We start from the raw sequence: 18,449 nt of genomic DNA, 5'->3' as shown, positions 1-18,449 counted from the left end.
TTACTCCTCCCACGACGCTATCGCGCGTTAATTCTTAAGAAAATCTTTTTATTATCGAGATACATTTCTGAGCGATTGTTCCTTCAATCTTTCAACCTTACGGGTTTAATCTTACGTGTAAGATTGGCGGTGTAAGAATGAAAGATTGGGCGGCTGGTGAGATGTGGGCGCCGCATGTGGTACACTCGTCGTTGTGCCTGTTGGCGCTGCGGATGTAGTTCATCGGTAGAACGGCGGCTTCCCAAGCCTCAAAGGCGGGTTCGACTCCCGTCATCCGCTCCATTGTGAATGGTGGAGAGTGATTCCACCCCTCTTTTTGGAATCTTTCTATCATGCGTCAAGCGTTGGCGCGAGCAAGCTTATGGCGTAGGACGGCGCGGACTGGTTTGGATTCGCGGTAGGGTCGAAGCAAAAGCCTCTGTTGAAGGGGCAGTAGACGTGCGCCGGCCATGGGGAGCCTCGTGGGCGGCGAGGAAAAGGAAGCGTGATTATGAGGCAGCAGTATGCAACTCTGAGCAATGGCCTTGAAATCCCGACCGTAGGCCTGGGAACGTGGCTGATCGACAACAAGGACGTCGTGAAGGTGGTGAAGGAAGCGCTCGACATGGGCTACCGCCACATCGACACGGCGCAGGCGTACGAAAACGAGCAGGGCGTCGGCGAAGGCATCAAGGCCTCCGGCGTTTCCCGCGACCAGATTTTCCTGACTGACAAGGTCCGCGCCGAGTACAAGACCTATAACCGCGCGGCGGAGTCGATCGACGAATCGCTGGCGGCGCTCGGCACCGACTACATCGACCTGCTGCTGATCCACTGCCCGCAGCCGTGGGACAAGTACCGCGGCACCGAGAAGTTCTATGCGGAGAATCTTGACGTGTGGCGTGCAATGGAAGACGCCTACAAGGCCGGCAAGGTCAAGGCAATCGGCGTTGCCAACTTCGAAGGCGACGATCTCAATACGCTGCTGGAAGGCGCCGACATCAAGCCGATGGCCGACCAGGTGCTCGCCCACGTCGGCAACACCCCGTTCAACCTGCTCGACTTCGCGCAGGACCAGAACATCGTCGTCGAGGCGTACTCGCCGATGGGCCATGGCGAAGTGCTCAACAACCAGACGCTGCAGGACATGGCCGCCAAGTACGACGTGTCTGTCGCCGATCTGTGCCTCGAATACGACCTGCAGCTCGGCATGGTCGCGCTGCCGAAGGCCAAGAGCGTCGAGCATCTGCGCAACAACCTGAAGGCGTGGACCGATGGCTTTGAAATCTCCGAAGACGACATGGCCTACCTGAAGACGCTGAAGCTCACCGAGTACGGCGAGAGCGCCAAGTGGCCGTGCTACAGCCCGGACAAGCGTTCGCGCTGATTTAGTTCTTACCCTCGAACTCAAACCAGGGGCCCCGTTCCTCCCATGCACTGCGGGAGGGCGGGGCCTTTTCGTTCCTATTTGAGAGCTTTGCCGGCGCTGCCTAGTTCCTGGCAGGCTTCTACGACGCGGGCGGCCATGGAATCCTCGCCTTCGCGGCCCCAGCTGCGCGGGTCGTACTGGTGCTTGCGGCCCACTTCGCCGTCGATCTTGAGCACGCCGTCGTAGTCGCGGAACATGTGGCCGGCGATGGCGCGGGTGAACGCGTACTGGGTGTCCGTATCGATGTTCATCTTGACGACGCCGTGGGAAACGGCCTGCGCAATCTCCTGCGGCGAGGAGCCGGAGCCGCCGTGGAACACCAGTTCGAACGGCTTGCCGGGGATGACGTCCATGCCCGGCGCCGACGCGATCATCCCGTCCTGCAGCGCATCCCACGTTCCGCGCTGGATGTCGCCGAGCAGTTCCGGACGCAGCTTGACGACCCCCGGCTTGTAGGCGCCGTGGACGTTGCCGAACGTAAACGCGGCGATGTAGCGGCCGCGCTCGCCGAGCCCCAGCGTCTGCGCGACCTTGATCGCGTCGTCGACCGTGGAATACAGCTTGTCGTTGATTTCGGCGCGCTGGCCGTCCTCTTCGCCGCCGACGGCGCCAATCTCAATCTCAAGAATCGTATGCGCCGCAACGGATTTCTCCAGCAGTTCGGTGGCGATCGCAAGATTCTCGGCGAGCGGCACCGTCGAGCCGTCCCACATATGCGACTGGAACATCGGCTCGCGGCCGTGCTTCACCTCGTCGGCTTCGATGTCGAGCAGCGGCCGGACCCATTCGTCGAGGTACTGCTTGGCGCAATGGTCGGTGTGCAGCGCAACGGTGACGTTCGGGTATTTCTTCGCCACTTCGTGCGCGAACGCGGCGAACGCCAGCGAACCGGTGACCCTGTCGTTGACGCGCTGGCCGGACAGATAGGCGGAACCGCCCACGGAAATCTGGATGATGCCGTCGCTGTCCGCGTCGGCGAACCCTTGCAGCGCCGCGTTGAGCGTCTGCGAGCTCGTTACGTTGATCGCCGGGAACGCGTACCCCCCTTGGCGCGCGGCGTCCAGCATTTCGGCATATCGTTCGGGTGTTGCAATAGTCATGGTTCCATTATCGGCCGCGCCGCCCCTGCAACGCTACGGCTGTTCACTGTTGGAAACGAGATTTCCGGGCGCCGGCGCCGTGGGATGGCGCCGGTTTGCCTGGCGGCGCGGACGTCGGCGGTGACACGGGCCCGGAGGGGAACGGAAATCTTCAATGGCGGGACGGAGCGGTGGGGAACAAAGGCATGCGTAGAGGGGCTTTGGTAGGCTGACGGCGGACGGCGAAGCGTAGCGAAAGGTGCTTGACTATGCCTGGAATCGTGTTGGTGGGCGCACAATGGGGCGACGAAGGTAAGGGCAAGGCTACCGACCTGATCGGTACCAAAGTCGATTACGTAGCCCGCTTCAACGGCGGCAACAACGCAGGCCATACCGTCGTCGTCGGCGATGAATCGTACGCGCTGCACCTGCTGCCCAGCGGCATCATCAGCCCCCGGGCCATTCCCGTCATCGGCAACGGCGTCGTCGTCGATCCTCAAGTGCTGTTCGAGGAAATCGATGGGCTGCAGAGCCGCGGCATCGACTGCTCGCGCCTGCTCGTCAGCGAATCCGCGCACATCATCGCGCCGTACCATCGCACGATCGACAAGGTCACCGAACGCTTTGCTGGCAAGAAGAAGATCGGCACCACCGGCCGCGGCATCGGCCCCGCCTACGCCGACAAGATCAACCGCGTGGGCATCCGCGTGCATGACCTGTTCAACGAAGAGCACCTGCGCGACAAGGTGGAGGGAAGCCTGCACCAGAAGAACCAGATGCTCGTCAAGCTGTACAACCGCCGCGCAGTGGACGTCGACCGCACCGTCGACGAGCTGCTGGCGCTCGGCGAGCGGCTCAAGCCGTATGTCGCCAACACGTCGCTCGTGCTCAACAAGGCGCTCGACGAGGGCAAGACGGTGCTGTTCGAGGGCGGCCAGGCGACGATGCTCGACATCGACCACGGCACCTATCCGTTCGTCACCTCTTCCAACCCGACCGCCGGCGGCGCCTGCACGGGCACCGGCGTCGGCCCCACGAAGATCGACCGCGTCATCGGCGTTGCCAAAGCCTACGTCACGCGCGTGGGCGAGGGGCCGTTCCCGACCGAACTGTTCGACGAATCCGGCGAATGGCTGCGCGCCCAGGGCCACGAATACGGCGTGACCACCGGACGTGCGCGCCGGTGCGGCTGGTTCGACGCCGTCGTCAACCGCTACGCCACGCAGGTCAACGGCCTGACCGACATCGTGCTTACGAAGCTCGACGTGCTCACCGGCCTCGACGAAATCCCCGTGTGCGTCGCCTACGACGTGGACGGCGAACGCTACGACGATATGCCGGCAGACCAGGCCGCCTTCGCCGCCGCCAAGCCGATCTACGAAATGATGCCCGGCTGGAGCGAGGACATTTCCCGCGTCCATGACTTCGACGGGCTCCCCGCCAACTGCCAGGCGTACGTCAAGCGCCTCGAAGAGCTTTCCGGATGCCGTATTTCGGTCATCGGAACCGGCCCGCAGCGCGACCATATCATCCAGATCAATTCGCTGACCGACTGACCGACCGGAACGGCGAAGCTACGACCGGGCATGCGCGCCATGCCCCAGAAAGACCATGGAAGAACGCAACACTACGAATGCGCCGTCAGGGCAGCCGACGCAGGACGAATCTGAAGGCACGCCTCAGGGCGAGCGTAACGAACAGGCGGAGCTCAAACAGCTCGTCGCCGAAACGATGGAATCCAATTCCCTCGTTACCGAACACGAGCCCGGCGACCAGTCGAACGCGGGCGCGGTAAGCCATATCGAACTCGAGCAGGCCCAGCGCGAATACATGCAGGCGCATGCCGAGCCGGTCGTCAAGCCGGAGGAACGCGACGCGCTCGAAGCGGAACTCAACAGTCCCCACCCAACCGGGCCGGCCGCGATGCGCCGCCCTCCGAAGGTGCCGCTGGCGCCGCTCAAGCGGCTGCAGCCGCGGTTCAATCCGCTCGCGGACTGGGCCAACTACGCCGTCGTATTCGCCGGCGGCTGCGTCGGCACGGCGCTGCGCTACCTGCTGTGGATGGCGATGCCGACCGCGGCGGGCGACGGTTCGCTGCTGATGGCGTTCCATCCGGCGACGTTCGTCGCCAATATGGTGGCGTGCTTCCTGTTCGCGGCGCTGTCGACGTTCTGCACGGTCGCGATCTGGATCAGGAAACGGACGCGGCAGCTGGCGTCGCGCGGCCTGGGCATGGGCATGTGCGGCGGCCTCTCGACGCTGTCGGCGATGATGGTGGAGGACATTACGGCGCTGCATAGCGGCCTGTACCTGGGGCTCGTGCTGTATTCGGCCGGAACGTTCCTGTGCGGCATGCTGGTGTCGTGGGCGGCTTCGGTAATCGTGCTCAGGGCGACGGCTTCCCGCTCGGCGAAGGCGATGATGGAGATTACGCCGGATGGCCGGGCCAAGCCGGCCATCGGCGTGCGCGTTCCGGCGGATCCAGCCGTCGCGACCGGCGCCGCAAACGCCCCTGCCGCCGCGGCCGCCGACGACGAAGCGAACCCGACGACCGACGAGATTCCCGTCGTGCCGAATCCGCAGACGGGGGAGGTGCGCTGATGAGCCCGTGGGTTACGTTCCTGTGCGTCATGGGGTGCGGGGGACTGGGGGCCGTGGCGCGCTTCGTGCTCAACACGTCCATCCAGCGCTGGTGGAGCCATTTCTTCCCGCTGTCGACGTTCATCATCAACTGCGCCGCCGCGTTCTTCGCCGGCACAGCAGCCAGCGCCTACTTCTACCAGACGGTGAGCTATTCCACCTATCTGCTGTTCGTCACCGGCTTCCTCGGCGGCTTCTCGACGTTCTCGACCGCCATCAACGAAATGGTGGGCCTACTGCGCGGCAAGCATCCGGTAACGTGCGTGCTGTACTTCTTCCTCTCCTTGATGATTCCGTTCCTGTGCGTCATCGGCGGCTGGTGGGTCGGCGCCCTGAATCACTAGCATTCCCGCACTCGTCAAGCAGAACCCAAGCGACTGGAACATAGCCCAAACTCTACATTCCAGTCGCCTGCGGGTTGTCAGTGACTGGAATGTAGGAGGGTAGTCTACGTTTCAGTCGCCTGAGCGCCCTCAGTGACTGGAATGTAGGGGAGGGGATATATTCCAGCGCGGTTGTGGCCGGGTGCAGCCCGTTTGAACTTCGGTAGTCCACCGTACGGAACCGGGGCGTCCGCGGGTGTTTCATAGAGGTTTCCGAAACGTGGACATTGGGAAACTCCTGCGGCTCTTTTAGCTAAACTGAACCGCAGTTCGGGGACACGATCCCTAAACGACAATGCAATCCCCCTGCAATCTGCGGCATAACGGCGGTTGCACCAGAGGACAGAACCCAGAAGGTGTTCCCGCGGCCATACCACTGCGGTAACAAGAAAGGATGTGCGAGAAGAATGGCAGCACAAATCTGGTACGAAAACGACGGTGATCTCTCGGTGCTCGATGGCAAGAAGGTCGCCATTATCGGCTACGGTTCGCAGGGCCACGCCCACGCGCTGAACCTGCGTGATTCCGGCGTCGACGTCGTCGTCGGCCTGCGCCCGAACTCCAAGTCGGTGGAATTCGCCAAGGAGCAGGGCCTCGAGGTCAAGACCGTGCCGGAAGCCGTTGCCGAAGCCGACATCGTGATGGTGCTCGCGCCGGACCAGTACCAGCGCAACATCTGGAAGAACGACATCGAGCCGAACCTGAAGCCGGGCGCCGCCCTGGCCTTCGCCCACGGCTTCAACATCCACTACGGCTACATCAAGCCGTCCGAGGACCACCCGGTCTTCATGGTCGCCCCGAAGGGCCCGGGCCACATCGTGCGCCGCCAGTACACCGAAGGCCGTGGCGTGCCGGTCGTCGTGGCCGTCGAGCAGGATCCGCGCGGCGACGCTTGGGACATGACCCTGGCCTACGCCAAGGCTCTCGGCGCCCTGCGCGCCGGCGCCATCAAGACGACGTTCAAGGAAGAGACCGAGACCGATCTGTTCGGCGAGCAGAACGTGCTGCTCGGCGGCGTCAACAAGCTCGTCGAAATGGGCTTCGAGGTCCTCACCGACGCCGGCTACCAGCCGGAGATCGCCTACTTCGAGGTGTGCCACGAGCTCAAGATGATCGTCGACCTGATGAACGAAGGCGGCCTGAACAAGGATCGCTGGAGCTGCTCCGACACCGCCCAGTACGGCGACTACGTCAACACCTGCATCGACGAGCACGTCCGCGAACGCATGGAGTACCACCTCAAGCGCATCCAGGACGGCTCCTTCGCCAAGGAATTCATCGACGACCAGGATGCTGGCGCCCCGAAGTTCAAGCAGCTGCAGGAAGAGTACTCCAACGTCCGCATCGAGACGGTCGGCCCGAAGCTGCGCGCGATGTTCTCCTGGAACAACGAGGGCGCTGCTGACGCCGACGAAGCCAACTCCTTCACCGGCAAGATCGCCCGCGCCCAGGTCCAGGAGTGAGCCTGGCCTGACGGTTCCTTAAGAACATAGGGTTTTCGTAACGCAGGTTGCCCCGCTTCCCGAGTATCGCCGGGAAGCGGGGCAACCTGTTTAGATGGAGGCCTGGAAGGGGAGGGCCGGGAGGTGGCCGCCGTTGAACAGCGGTGCCGGGCCCCAGCTGTGCCATGCGTAGCGCACGGCGACCGGGTGCTCCACCTGCGGGCTGGAGACGACCAGCTGGACGGTGTCGGGGGAGCGGCCGGCGTCCTCGTCCTGGAAGCCATAGACGCGGTGCTTGGCTACGATGGTCGCGATGGCCGGGTGGAACACGCCGTCCTCGCCAGCCACTTCGAATCCCGACAGCGTTTCGTTCAGCCCCACCGAAGCGCCACGCTTGCCGGCGCGGTCGGAGCCGCGTGTATTGGTGAATGGCGCCCCGCTGCGCGCACCCGTCTTGACGGAAATCGGATTGGTGGTAAAACACAACCGATGGGCATGCTCCATCGTCACGATCAGCGCGTCGCCGAGCTCGTTGGCATGCACGTCCACGCACGTTGGGCACTCGGGCTTCAGGTCCCGGAATCCGTACATTTGCGACAGCGCCGTCTGCGCCAGCCGCGTGCCGACCGTCGTTTTGTCGCCCGGATGCACGTTGTCGAATTCGCCGCAGTCCATCGTCGAGATGATGCTGACCCCTTCGGTGGCGTCGGCTACCGCACGCTGCGCCTCGCGCAGTACCGGCCAGTTCAGGTCGCCGCCCTCGGCCGCGGTCTGGCGGTCGACGAACTGCGGCAGCTGCACGACCAGGAACGGCAGCGGCTCCTGGGGCTCACCCTTTGCGCCGCGCGCGCCGTTGGCACCGCGCTGCAGCGGCGCCGGCTGCAATCTTGATTCGGGAACGTTGCCCAGCATCGACGGATGCTGAACGGAGGGGGCAGCGGCGCCGCCCGGCGTATCCTGCCGGGAACGCGCGCCGTTGCCCGCGAACTTGCCGCGCACCGCGTGCGGCTCGAACGGCCCGGCTGCCGGGTTCCACAGCGCGCGCCACTCGGCGATCATCCGCTCGAACAGCTCGGCGTAGTCGTCCGCGTATGGCTCGTCCTCCTCGCCCTGGTACCACAGCACGCCGGCGATGGTGTAGGGAGCGACGCGCGAGAGCATGCCCTCGAACGGCCCGCAGGTGTGCCACGGCGAGAACGGCGTGACCGGCGGCGGCCACGGGCAGGTGCCGCAGTGCCGCTCGATTTCCTCCGGCGAGGGCACCGGCGTCTTGCCGGCCAGCGCCGGCGAATTCGCCGCATCCGGCAGCCACGGCGTGCGCCGGCGCCGCCCGACGCCGCGCATGCTCTGCGCGGCGGCATACGCGGCGGCGCATTGCTCGCGGTAGGTGGCGACGTTCTCGTTGTACGCGTCGAAATCCGCCTGCCATTGGCGCGCTTCGGCGAGCAGCTCGCGGTCGGTCTTGCCGCCGACGGCGTTGCGGTAGCGCGCCAGGAACGCGCGCCCCGGTTCGCAGGCGGCGAGGTTTTCCTCGCTCATCCAGCAGGTCACCGAGGTGCCGCCGACGTAGCAGTCGATGATGCCGATGACGACGTCCTCGTTTTCCTCGACGAACGGCGCCGGCAGCTTGTTGCGCGCCTCGTCGACGATGTCGAAGCCGATCGGTTCCTCGGGGTCCATCTCGTCGGCGTCGCCGGCGGCTTCCGCCACCGCGGCCTCGGTCTTCGCGATCTTGCGCGCCGTTGCCATGAGCCGGCGCCAGTAGCGCTCCTCGAACGCCGTCTGCAGCTGGTCGGCGAAATGGTAGGCGACCGCCGACATCGCGCCGACGGTGCGCGGGTTCGCCGGCACCCAGCCGGACGACGCTTCGTCGATTTCGTTGACGAAGCCGGACTTGGGAACGTTGTAGAAGCGCACGTACGGGTTCGGATGGTGCATCGCGCCGGCGTTGTCGGCGCTGTCCTTCAGCTCGAGCTCCATGTTGCTCTGCCCGCTCGCCAGCCAGACTTCGCCGATGGCGACGTCGCTGAACTCGATCTTGGAGAAACCGGAACGCACCGTCAGCGTGCAGCCCATCTGCCCCGGCTGCGGCTTGAGCCATACCAGCCATGGTAGGCTCTCGCTGTCGCCATCGTCCCAGCCGAACTGCGCGGCGTCGGGGCCGAACTGGGCGACGATGCGGTCGATGTCGGCGTGCGTGACGCGCGTGATCGCCGTCGTCGCCTCCGTTTCGCCGCTCAGCGTCACCTCGACGTTCGCGTTGAGCGGCGCGGTTCCGAACACGGCGATCGGCCGGTGCCGCTGCAATACCATATGGTCGCTGAACACGGCGGCGACGCGCAGCGAACCGTCGCGCGTGCGGTCGGCGGGTCCGTTGGCGTCGTCCGCACCCTCGTGCGCTCCGTGCGCGCGTCCTGCGGTGAAGTTGCCGGCTCCCGGCGCCGGTCCGGTTGGATTGCCCATGTCCTTCGCTCTCCTCTGCTTATGCTGCGTCGCGGTTCCCGGGCGTTACGTTCGCTTCGGTTTGGTTCTTTCTCTATGATTCCAGCAAACTCGACCGTTGTGTTGGCCGCGTTTCCTTAGGTGAGATGGTTCAGCGCGCCGCCCACAGCCCCTCGCCGAACCCTTCCAGGAACTGCGTCAGCTCCATCGCCATCTGCATGTCCTCGGGTATGCGCGGGTGGCCGGGCGTGCCGGAGCCGTTGCGCGAGTAGAGGAAATGCACGATGCGCGGGTCCGCAAGCCGCCGCACGGCTTCGTCGATGGCGCAGTCCCACGCCATGCCGTGCTCCATGATCGTCGTCGCGGCCACGATCAGCGCGTCCGGATAGGTCTGCCGCAGCTGCCCGAGGAATTCGCCGTAGCGCTGGCGCCAGTGATTGGCGGCTTCGCTGCGCGGATCCTCGGCCATGATGTCGCGCGGGTGCGCATCGTTCTGCCCGAGCGCGACGACGACGGCTTGCGGCGTCCACTGCGTGAAATCGGCGCGTTGTTTCACGGCAAACCTTCCGTCGCTGGCAGCGTTGAGCGACGGCACATAGGTAATGGAATCCCAGATTTGCTCCATGCCGGGGAACTGCGGGTCGTGAAACCAGCCGGTGCCGTTGAGCAGCGGAATGCCGCCCTGCGCAATCAGCCGCGCGTCGGCGCCGAGATTGCGCGCCGTCACCGCCGCGTACGAAAACCAGCTGTTGGAGTACGCGGACAGGTCGGCTTCGGGGTCGGCCTTTCCGCAGTATTCCACCGCTTCGTTGCGTTCGCCGGCCGTCACCGAATCGCCGTAGAACTCGATGCGCCGCGCTGGCGCCTCGCCCTGCGGCTGGGCGATGGACGCCTTGTTGGAGATTTCGATGCCGCGCAGCGCCAGATAGTGCATCCCGCCGTCCTGCCGCTTGAAGATGGTGACGTCGTGGTCGATGTCGGGAAGGTGGTCGGCGATGCGCACCGTCATCGAGCCGTCGGGGTGCCGTACGACGCGGCCGCCGGCGGCGTCGGGCTCGGCCGGCGTGGGCAGCGGAATGCTGAACTGCGTGCCGTCGACGATGGCGCCCAAGCGGATGTCGCCGTAGTTCCAGAAGTTGTAAATTACCACCGAAAGCGCCGTTCCGGTGCAGCGGAACGACACGGAGGAATAGGGGAAGACCCACAGGGGGTTGCCGGCGGTCGTGATGCCGTTGCGGCCGCTGTAACGCAATGCGGGATGGCTGGAGGGTATGAAACGCATGTGATGCTCCTTTGCAGCGGTCGGTGTCCGGCTTGCGTGCCGGGTACCGCAGCGGCCACGACGTTGGTTCCGGGCTGCGGCCGGCGGCGAACGCAAGGCGCGGGACGCGGCATTGATCCGGACGACTGTCGAAAAAACCGGCGGAAAATTGTGGGATGCCTGTTTGTTCAGTTACGATGGTACCGCATAACGCTGAAGCGGTTAACTACTTAAGTGGAGGAGCATCGATGCTCAACAAGTTTCCTGAAGGATTTCAGTTCGGCACGGCGACGGCGGCGTACCAGATTGAAGGCGCAGCGAGCGAAGGCGGCCGCACCCCGTCGATCTGGGATACGTTCTCCCATGAGCCGGGCCATACGCTCGGCGGCGATACCGGCGACGTGGCCTGCGACCATTACCATCGCTGGCGCGACGACCTGAAGCTGCTGCGCGACCTGGGCGTCAACGCCTACCGGTTCTCAATCGGCATCCCGCGCATCATTCCGACGCCGGACGGCAAGCCGAACGAAGAGGGGCTGGATTTCTACGACCGCATCGTCGACCAGCTGCTTGAATACGGCATCGATCCGGTCGCCACGCTCTACCACTGGGACCTGCCGCAGTACCTCGGCGATGACGGCGGCTGGCTCAACCGCGATACCGCCTACCGCATCGCCGACTATGCCGGCATCGTCGCGCGGCGCCTGGGCGACCGCGTCGGCACGTTCATTACGCTCAACGAGCCGTGGTGCGCGGCGCATTTGAGCTACGGCGCCACCGAACAGGCGCCGGGGCTGGGCGGCGGCCCGATTGCGTTCCGCGCCGCCCACCACCTAAACCTCGCCCACGGGCTGATGTGCCAGGCCGTGCGCGCGCAGGCCGGCAGCGGTCCGGACGTCGACGTCACGCTGAACCTGCAGGTGACGCGCGGCGACGCCGACGCCGTGCACCGCCTCGACCTGATCGCCAACCGCGTGTTCCTCGACCCGATGCTGCGCGGGCGCTACCCCGACGAGCTGTTCGCCATCACGAAGGGCATCTGCGACTGGGAGTTCATCCGCCCCGGCGACCTCGACCTGATCTGCCAGCCCATCGACGCCCTCGGCGTCAACTACTATTCGACGTCGCTCGTGGCGATGAGCGACCGCCCGCAGTTCCCGCAGTCGACCGAGGCGACGACGGCTCCGGGCGCCTCCGACATCGACTGGCTCGACACCCCGGGCCCCCACACCGAAATGGGCTGGAACATCGACCCGGCAGGGCTGTACGACGTGCTCGTGCGGCTCAACGACGACTACGACGGCATCCCGCTCGTCGTGACGGAAAACGGCATGGCGTGCGCGGACCGCGTCGAAGTCGGCCCCGACGGCGTCAAGGCCGTGCATGACGCCGAGCGCATCTCCTACCTTGAGCGCCACCTCGACGCCGTCTCGCGCGCGCTGGAAACCGGCGCCGACGTGCGCGGCTACTTCGCGTGGAGCCTGATGGACAACTTCGAGTGGGCGTTCGGCTATTCCAAGCGCTTCGGCTTGCTCTACGTCGACTACGATACCCAGGAGCGCATCCGCAAGGACAGCTACGACTGGTACCGCGACTTCATCGCCGCCCACAGCGCGAAGTAGTCCGCCTCCTCCCGGCTGCCGGTGAAGCAGGACATGAGCCAGCCACACGGCCTCGTGAAAACGTTGGAATTCCATCGTTTTTACGAGGCCGTATTTGTTGCTCGGGTTCCTGAGGCGTTCATGCCGGAACAGGCAAGCGGATGGCGAGATGGTCCCCTAGTTGGAAAAGGTGAAGAACCCGAGGGACCGTAATAGGTGGGGAGGGGCAGCGCGGATGCCGTGTTTTCCACATGCGGCCTGAGCAAGAACGGACCATGCGAGCGGGTGATACAAAGACAGGAATCTTGCCTAGACAGTTCGGGAGATTAAGCGCTTCAGTTTTGAAAACGATGTCATTCTGATAGCGGGAACGTTGGAAAGGCGCGGAAGGGAATCTTGAACCACCGAAAACGTTGGCTCCCGCGTTGCTGTTGCAAAAGGTGATGCGGAAACGCTGAACTTACCTTAACTGAATTAACACGCCGAAAGTACTTAAGCGTTTGACAAACTGAAATGGCGCCTTTATGCTCAAATCATCACCCGCCACAACCAAGACAGAGAGGTCAGGGGCGAGTAGGCGTTCCTCGGAGTTGAGGGACATTTCTGGAAGGAAGAGCACATGAACGCCAAGAAAATCATCGCAGCCGGCATCGCCGCCGTGTGCGCGGTCAGCATGGCAGCCTGCGGGTCGGGCAACAGCAGCAGCTCCTCGAGCAGCTCGTCGGGTTCGATTACCTACCCGGAAATCGAGCTGGGCAAGACCGGCACCGATATCAAGACCACGATTACCCTCCTGAGCAACCGCACCGACATGGGCCTCGATACGTATCCGGGCAAGAACTGGAAGTCGTATATCGAGGACTTCAACAAGATGTACCCGGACATCACGGTGAAGGTGCAGACCGATTCGAACTACGCCGACAGCGCGCTTACGCGCCTGCAGTCGAACAACGACAGCTGGGACATCATGATGATCCCGGCGGTGGATGCCTCGGAGTACAAGAACTACTTCGTGCCGTACGGCGAGGTCTCCGACATGGAGAAGGAAATCAAGCTCGCTGACGAGAAGTCCTATGACGGGATGACCTACGGCGTCGCCAACGACGGCGTCACCTCCGGCATCGTGTACAACAAGAAGGTGTTCGAGGAGGCCGGCATCAAGGATCTGCCGAAGACCCCGGAGGAGTTCATCGAGGACCTGAAGCTCATCAAGGAGAAGACGGACGCGACCCCGCTGTACACGAACTACGTGGAGAGCTGGGCCATGGGCGCCTGGGACGACTACATCGGCGGCATCGCCACTGGCGACGACACCTATATCAACCAGGTGCTTCCGCACACGAAGAATCCGTTCGAGAAGGATTCCTCCGATCCGGACACCCACGCCTACGCCGTATACAACACGCTGTACACCGCCGTCAAGGATGGCCTGACCGAGGATGACTACTCCACCACCGATTGGGAGTCCTCCAAGTCCAAGATGAACAACGGCGAGATCGCGACGATGGTGCTGGGCGCCTGGGCCGTGCCGCAGATGAAGCAGGCCGGCGACAACGCCGACGACGTTGCCTACATGCCGTTCCCGATCACCGTGGATGGCAAGCAGTACGCCACGATTGCCGGCGACTACTCCTACGGCATCAACAAGAACATCTCCGAGGAGAACAAGGAAGCGTCGATGATCTTCGTCAAGTGGATGACGGAGAAGTCCGGCTTCGCGCTGAACGAAGGTGGCATCCCGATCGCCAAGGACGATGACACGATGCCTGACCTATACTCCAACTTCTCCGACGTCACGCTGATCACCAACAAGCCTGCCAAGGAAGGCGAAGAGGATCTGCTGGCCGACGTCAACTCCGACTCCGAGCTCGCCATCCAGAATGGCGGCGGTTCGAAGATCCAGAACATCGTCGAGGAAGCCGCCACCAACGGCAAGACGATTGACCAGATCATGGCCGAGTGGGACCAGAAGTGGTCTGCGGCCGTGGAGGAAAACGAGTAACCCTTCCTTAAGGTTCTGCTGCCAGCCGCCGGCGCCGGGTATTCCCGCGCCGGCGGCTTTGCGTTTGCATAAAGTCTATTAAGCGCTTAATAGACAAGATGATGGATTTTGCGGCGCGGAAAGCGAGCCAGCGGGGAGGGGCTGGGTGGGATGGTCGGGAGAAACGGGGATGAAGATTCAGCGCGAAACGCCGAGGTTGCAGCGGTTTCGGAGATATTGGCAAAATTGGTGACGGTAGGTTTTCCAATGGGTAATCGTTTTCCGACGGTCTGAACGGGGCGACACGACGGAACTTAAGCGCTTGACAAAGACTTGAGCAATGCTTAATCTCGTTAATACAACTTATCAAAGGCAGGCAGAGAGGCCTAACGATAAGGGCTCGCGAGCACCTCGCAGCAGAGCGAATCGCGGGAAACTTGAGCTGGCGACAAGCCAACCGCTTACGGCCAGCTTAAGCGCCTATAAGGAAGGAAAGAAGATGAAGCTCAAGAAGATCGTTGCTGGCGCAGTCGCCGCCGTCTGCATGGTCAGCATGGCTGCTTGCGGCAGCTCCAACGCATCCGATAGCAACGAAACCGATCTGACCTACCCGGAAATCGAACTGGGCAAGACCGGCGAGGACATCAAGACCACGATCACGTTCTTCAACGGACGTACCGACATGGACCTCGACACCTATGCCGGCAAGAACTGGAAGTCCTACATCGAGGACTTCAACAAGATGTACCCGAACATCACGGTGAAGGTGCAGACCGACTCGAACTACGCCGATTCGGCCTTGACCCGCCTGCAGTCGAACAACGACAGCTGGGATGTCATGATGATTCCGGCGGTCGACGCTTCCGAATTCAAGAACTACTTCGTGCCGTACGGCGAGGTCGCCGACATGAAGAAGGAAATCAAGCTCGCCGACGAGAAGTCCTACGATGGCCTGACCTACGGCATCCCGACCGACGGCCAGACCTCCGGCGTCGTGTACAACAAGAAGGTGTTTGAGGAGGCCGGCATCAAGGAACTGCCGAAGACCCCCGAAGAGTTCATCGCCGACCTGAAGCTCATCAAGGAGAAGACGGACGCGACCCCGCTGTACACCAACTACGTCGAGGACTGGGCCATGGGCGCCTGGGACGCCTACATCGGCGGCATCGCCACCGGCGACTCCAAGTACATGAACCAGGAGCTGCCGCACACCAAGGAGCCGTTCGCCAAGGACACCAAGGATCCGGACACCCACGCCTACGCCGTGTACAACACGCTGTACACCGCCGTCAAGGATGGCCTGACCGAGGATGACTACTCCACCACCGATTGGGAGTCCTCCAAGACGAAGATGAACAACGGCGAGATCGCGACGATGGTGCTGGGCGCCTGGGCCGTGCCGCAGATGAAGCAGGCCGGCGACAACGCCGACGACGTCTCCTACATGCCGTTCCCGATCACCGTGGACGGCAAGCAGTACGCCACCATCGCCGGCAACTACTCGATGGGCATCAACAAGAACATCTCGAAGGAACGTCAGGAAGCCTCGATGATCTTCGTCAAGTGGATGACCGAGAAGTCCGGCTACGCGATGAACGAAGGCGGCATCCCGATCGTCGCCGACGACAAGGACATGCCCGAGACCTACGAGAACTTCTCCGATGTCACGCTGATCACCGATGAACCGGCCAAGGAAGGCGAAGAAGACCTGCTGGCCGACGTCAACTCCGATTCGGAGCTCGGCATCAACAACGGCAACGGCAAGAAGATCCAGAACATCGTCGAGGAGGCCGCCAACAACGGCAAGACCATCGACGACATCATGGCCGAGTGGAACCAGAAGTGGTCCGCGGCCGTCGAAGAAAACGAGTGAGAGCCCCCTCTCGCTTACGCCGGGCCGCGGCCCTGAAGGCAACCTGAACGGGACCGCGCCGGCGTTCTTTCCTCATCATCAACAGCAACCGGGCGGCGCCAAGCCAACGCAGTACGGCGAGGCGCCGGCCGGCCCCCAAAATCTTAAGCCATAACTGAAAACTCCCCCGCGGAACCGGAAGGACCGGCGCAGATTCTTCCGGGGACGCACCCCAGCGAATCCCGCCCCGACCCCGCGCAACGACGCGCCGACGGAACGGAACCTCTGCAAAGAAAAGAGATCACCATGAGCACTACAAAGCCGGCTGCCGTAGCCCAGGCGGACGAGATTCCGTACAACAAGCAGCCCATCAACTGGAAGAAGATCGGCGTCATCATCGGCTTCTCGATCGTGCCGGTCGCCCTCCTCGTCGTCTTCACCTACCTGCCGTTCTTCCAGATGTGCGGATACAGCTTCTTCAAGATGAAGTACATCGGCACCCCGAAGTACGTCGGCCTGAAGAACTACATCGACGTCTTCACCCGTCCCGACCTGCTGGCGACGCTCAAGCTGTCGCTGTACTACATGGTCGGCGCGCTGGTGCAGGTCGCGCTCGCGCTCTACCTGGCCACCGTGCTGGCGTTCAAGGTCAAGGGCGGCGCGTTCTTCAAGGCCTCGATTTTCTTCCCCTACCTGATCAACGGCATCGCCATCGGCTTCATCTTCAAGTTCTTCTACACCCGCGGCTACGTGCTCGACACCGTGCTGCAATGGTGCGGATTCCAGCTTGACCAGCTGCCGTACTGGCTCAAGGACCAAAGCATCAACAACTGGTCGCTGGTGTTCTCGTCCGTATGGCGCTACCTGGGCCAGACGATGATCCTGTTCATCGGCGCGATCATGTCGATCGACAGCTCGATGTACGAAGCCGCCGAAATCGACGGCGCCAACAAGTGGCAGCAGTTCAAGCACATCATCCTGCCGGGCATCCAGACGATCCTCGTGCTCAACATCATCCTGTCGATCACCGGTTCGCTGAGCTCCTTCGAAGCCCCGTACGTCATTACGTCGGGCGCCAACGGCACCGGCACGTTCTTCGTGCAGATGGACAAGATCGCCCACACCGACCAGAAGGTCGGCCTCGCCTCGGCCATGGCCGTCGTGCTGCTGGTCATCATCCTGATCTGCGCGCTGCTGCAGAAGATCATCATGGGGCTGCTGTTCCGCGATGCGGATGACGGCACGAAGAAGGCCCGCAAGCACGCGAAGAAGGTCGAGCGCGCCCGCAAGCGCCAGATGAAGGCCGCCAACCGCGTGCGCGTCGGCGCCGCCCCGGTATTCAATTTCCACCGCAAGCCGCGCACGGCGAAGGTGCCGGCGGCTGCCATCCCTGCGAAGGCGGTGAGCGCAAATGACTAGCGCAACGATGAATCTCATGGAAAACAATCGCAACGACGAAAAGGGAACCCGCATGGACGAGCAGAAGATCGAGGCCACCGGCGTTTGGTACCATATCCGCCACGGCATCCTCGTGTTCCTTAAGTACTTCAGCCTGGTGTTCATCACCTTCTGGATCCTGCTGCCGCTGGTATCCTGCGTGTTCACCGCCGCGAAGACCGACACCGAATACCGCAACACGTCGGTGATGACGCTGCCGGAGAACTTCTTCAACTTCCATAACTATGCCGAAGCGTTCAAGCTGTCGAACATGGCCGTCGCCTTCCGCAACAGCTTCATCGTCCTGGTGTGCGTGTGCTTCTTCACCACCATCATCGGCACGATGCTCGCCTACGTGCTGTCGCGCTTCGAGTTCCCCGGCAACGCGCTGATCCGCGGCGCCTTCACGATGGCCTCGCTGCTGCCTGGCATCGCCATGCAAGTCGCGATCTACAAGATCATGAGCACGCTCGGCCTGATCAACTCGCTGCCCGGCTACATCATCATGTCGATGGGCACCGATGTCATTTCGATCTACATCTTCATCCAGTACTTCGAGAACCTGCCGGTCTCGCTCGATGAAGCTGCGATGATCGACGGCGCCGGCTACTTCACGATCTACAGCCGCATCCTGCTGCCGCTGATGAAGCCGGCCATCGTCACCGCGCTGATCCTCAAGGGCGTCGCGATCTACAACGAGTACTATGCGGCGAACCTGTACCTGCAGGACAAGTCGAAGATCGGCACCGTCGCGATTTCGCTGTACGCCTTCACCGGCCCGCAGGGATCCAAGTACAACCTGATCTGCGCCGGCGTCATCGTCACGCTGCTGCCCGCGCTGATCCTGTTCCTGATCTTCCAGAAGCAGATCTACAGCGGCGTCGCAGCCGGCGCCGTCAAGGAGTAGTTCCAGCGCCGGCCCA

Annotated in this window: 13 protein-coding genes and 1 tRNA gene; 11 read left to right on the top strand and 3 right to left on the bottom strand. The window is 62.9% G+C overall.

Going from position 1 to position 18,449, the window contains the following annotated elements; genetic code table 11:
• The first annotated feature begins 208 nt into the window (after nucleotides 1-208).
• Nucleotides 209-282 (top strand) — tRNA-Gly (locus tag AC1AXT_RS07395).
• Between the two features lie 208 nt (nucleotides 283-490).
• On the top strand, nucleotides 491-1,366 hold the full coding sequence (locus AC1AXT_RS07390) for an aldo/keto reductase (RefSeq protein WP_476540991.1): 876 nt from the start codon (nucleotides 491-493) through the stop codon (nucleotides 1,364-1,366).
• A gap of 77 nt (nucleotides 1,367-1,443) precedes the next feature.
• Here AC1AXT_RS07390 and fbaA read toward each other — a convergent pair whose 3' ends face one another.
• Nucleotides 1,444-2,508, bottom strand: a complete 1,065-nt coding sequence (fbaA, locus tag AC1AXT_RS07385) for a class II fructose-bisphosphate aldolase (protein ID WP_476540989.1) — start codon at nucleotides 2,506-2,508, stop codon at nucleotides 1,444-1,446.
• 248 nt (nucleotides 2,509-2,756) lie between these two features.
• On the opposite strand from fbaA, the gene AC1AXT_RS07380 reads away from it, so the two are divergent.
• The 4 genes from AC1AXT_RS07380 to ilvC all read left to right on the top strand — a co-directional run bounded on the left by AC1AXT_RS07380 (nucleotide 2,757) and on the right by ilvC (nucleotide 6,973).
• Entirely contained in the window at nucleotides 2,757-4,043 is a 1,287-nt protein-coding gene (locus tag AC1AXT_RS07380) for an adenylosuccinate synthase (protein ID WP_476540988.1), read from the top strand.
• A 55-nt stretch (nucleotides 4,044-4,098) separates the two neighbouring features.
• Nucleotides 4,099-5,088, top strand: a complete 990-nt coding sequence (locus AC1AXT_RS07375) for a FluC/FEX family fluoride channel (RefSeq protein ID WP_476540987.1) — start codon at nucleotides 4,099-4,101, stop codon at nucleotides 5,086-5,088.
• Entirely contained in the window at nucleotides 5,088-5,471 is a 384-nt protein-coding gene (locus AC1AXT_RS07370; protein WP_476540985.1) for a fluoride efflux transporter FluC, read from the top strand. Before AC1AXT_RS07375 ends, AC1AXT_RS07370 begins: the two co-directional genes overlap by 1 nt.
• Nucleotides 5,472-5,917: 446 nt before the next feature.
• Nucleotides 5,918-6,973: a ketol-acid reductoisomerase gene (ilvC, locus tag AC1AXT_RS07365; RefSeq protein WP_476540983.1), complete on the top strand. Its 1,056-nt coding sequence runs from the start codon at nucleotides 5,918-5,920 to the stop codon at nucleotides 6,971-6,973.
• A gap of 90 nt (nucleotides 6,974-7,063) precedes the next feature.
• On the opposite strand, the gene AC1AXT_RS07360 is transcribed toward ilvC, so the two are convergent.
• Nucleotides 7,064-9,415 (bottom strand): sialate O-acetylesterase family protein, encoded by a 2,352-nt coding sequence (locus AC1AXT_RS07360; RefSeq protein WP_476540982.1) that lies wholly within the window; start codon nucleotides 9,413-9,415, stop codon nucleotides 7,064-7,066.
• A gap of 130 nt (nucleotides 9,416-9,545) precedes the next feature.
• On the bottom strand, nucleotides 9,546-10,676 hold the full coding sequence (locus AC1AXT_RS07355; protein WP_476540980.1) for an SGNH/GDSL hydrolase family protein: 1,131 nt from the start codon (nucleotides 10,674-10,676) through the stop codon (nucleotides 9,546-9,548).
• A 227-nt stretch (nucleotides 10,677-10,903) separates the two neighbouring features.
• Between AC1AXT_RS07355 and AC1AXT_RS07350 the strand changes: the two genes are divergently transcribed.
• The 5 genes from AC1AXT_RS07350 to AC1AXT_RS07330 all read left to right on the top strand — a co-directional run bounded on the left by AC1AXT_RS07350 (nucleotide 10,904) and on the right by AC1AXT_RS07330 (nucleotide 18,433).
• Nucleotides 10,904-12,277 (top strand): GH1 family beta-glucosidase, encoded by a 1,374-nt coding sequence (locus AC1AXT_RS07350; RefSeq protein ID WP_476540978.1) that lies wholly within the window; start codon nucleotides 10,904-10,906, stop codon nucleotides 12,275-12,277.
• A 598-nt stretch (nucleotides 12,278-12,875) separates the two neighbouring features.
• Nucleotides 12,876-14,258, top strand: a complete 1,383-nt coding sequence (locus AC1AXT_RS07345) for an ABC transporter substrate-binding protein (protein WP_476540976.1) — start codon at nucleotides 12,876-12,878, stop codon at nucleotides 14,256-14,258.
• 478 nt (nucleotides 14,259-14,736) lie between these two features.
• Nucleotides 14,737-16,110, top strand: coding sequence for an ABC transporter substrate-binding protein (locus tag AC1AXT_RS07340; protein WP_476540974.1), 1,374 nt, complete (start codon nucleotides 14,737-14,739; stop codon nucleotides 16,108-16,110).
• Nucleotides 16,111-16,395: 285 nt separating this feature from the next.
• Complete coding sequence (locus tag AC1AXT_RS07335; RefSeq protein WP_476540972.1) at nucleotides 16,396-17,508, top strand: carbohydrate ABC transporter permease; 1,113 nt, start codon at nucleotides 16,396-16,398, stop codon at nucleotides 17,506-17,508.
• Nucleotides 17,501-18,433: a carbohydrate ABC transporter permease gene (locus tag AC1AXT_RS07330; protein WP_476540970.1), complete on the top strand. Its 933-nt coding sequence runs from the start codon at nucleotides 17,501-17,503 to the stop codon at nucleotides 18,431-18,433. The genes AC1AXT_RS07335 and AC1AXT_RS07330 overlap by 8 nt, the downstream gene beginning before the upstream one ends.
• The last annotated feature ends 16 nt before the right edge of the window (nucleotides 18,434-18,449 follow it).

The organism is Bifidobacterium sp. LH_450 (genome assembly GCF_056356715.1).
The sequence above is the reverse complement of the archived record's forward strand: the minus strand, read 5'-3'. Positions and strand labels throughout refer to the sequence as shown.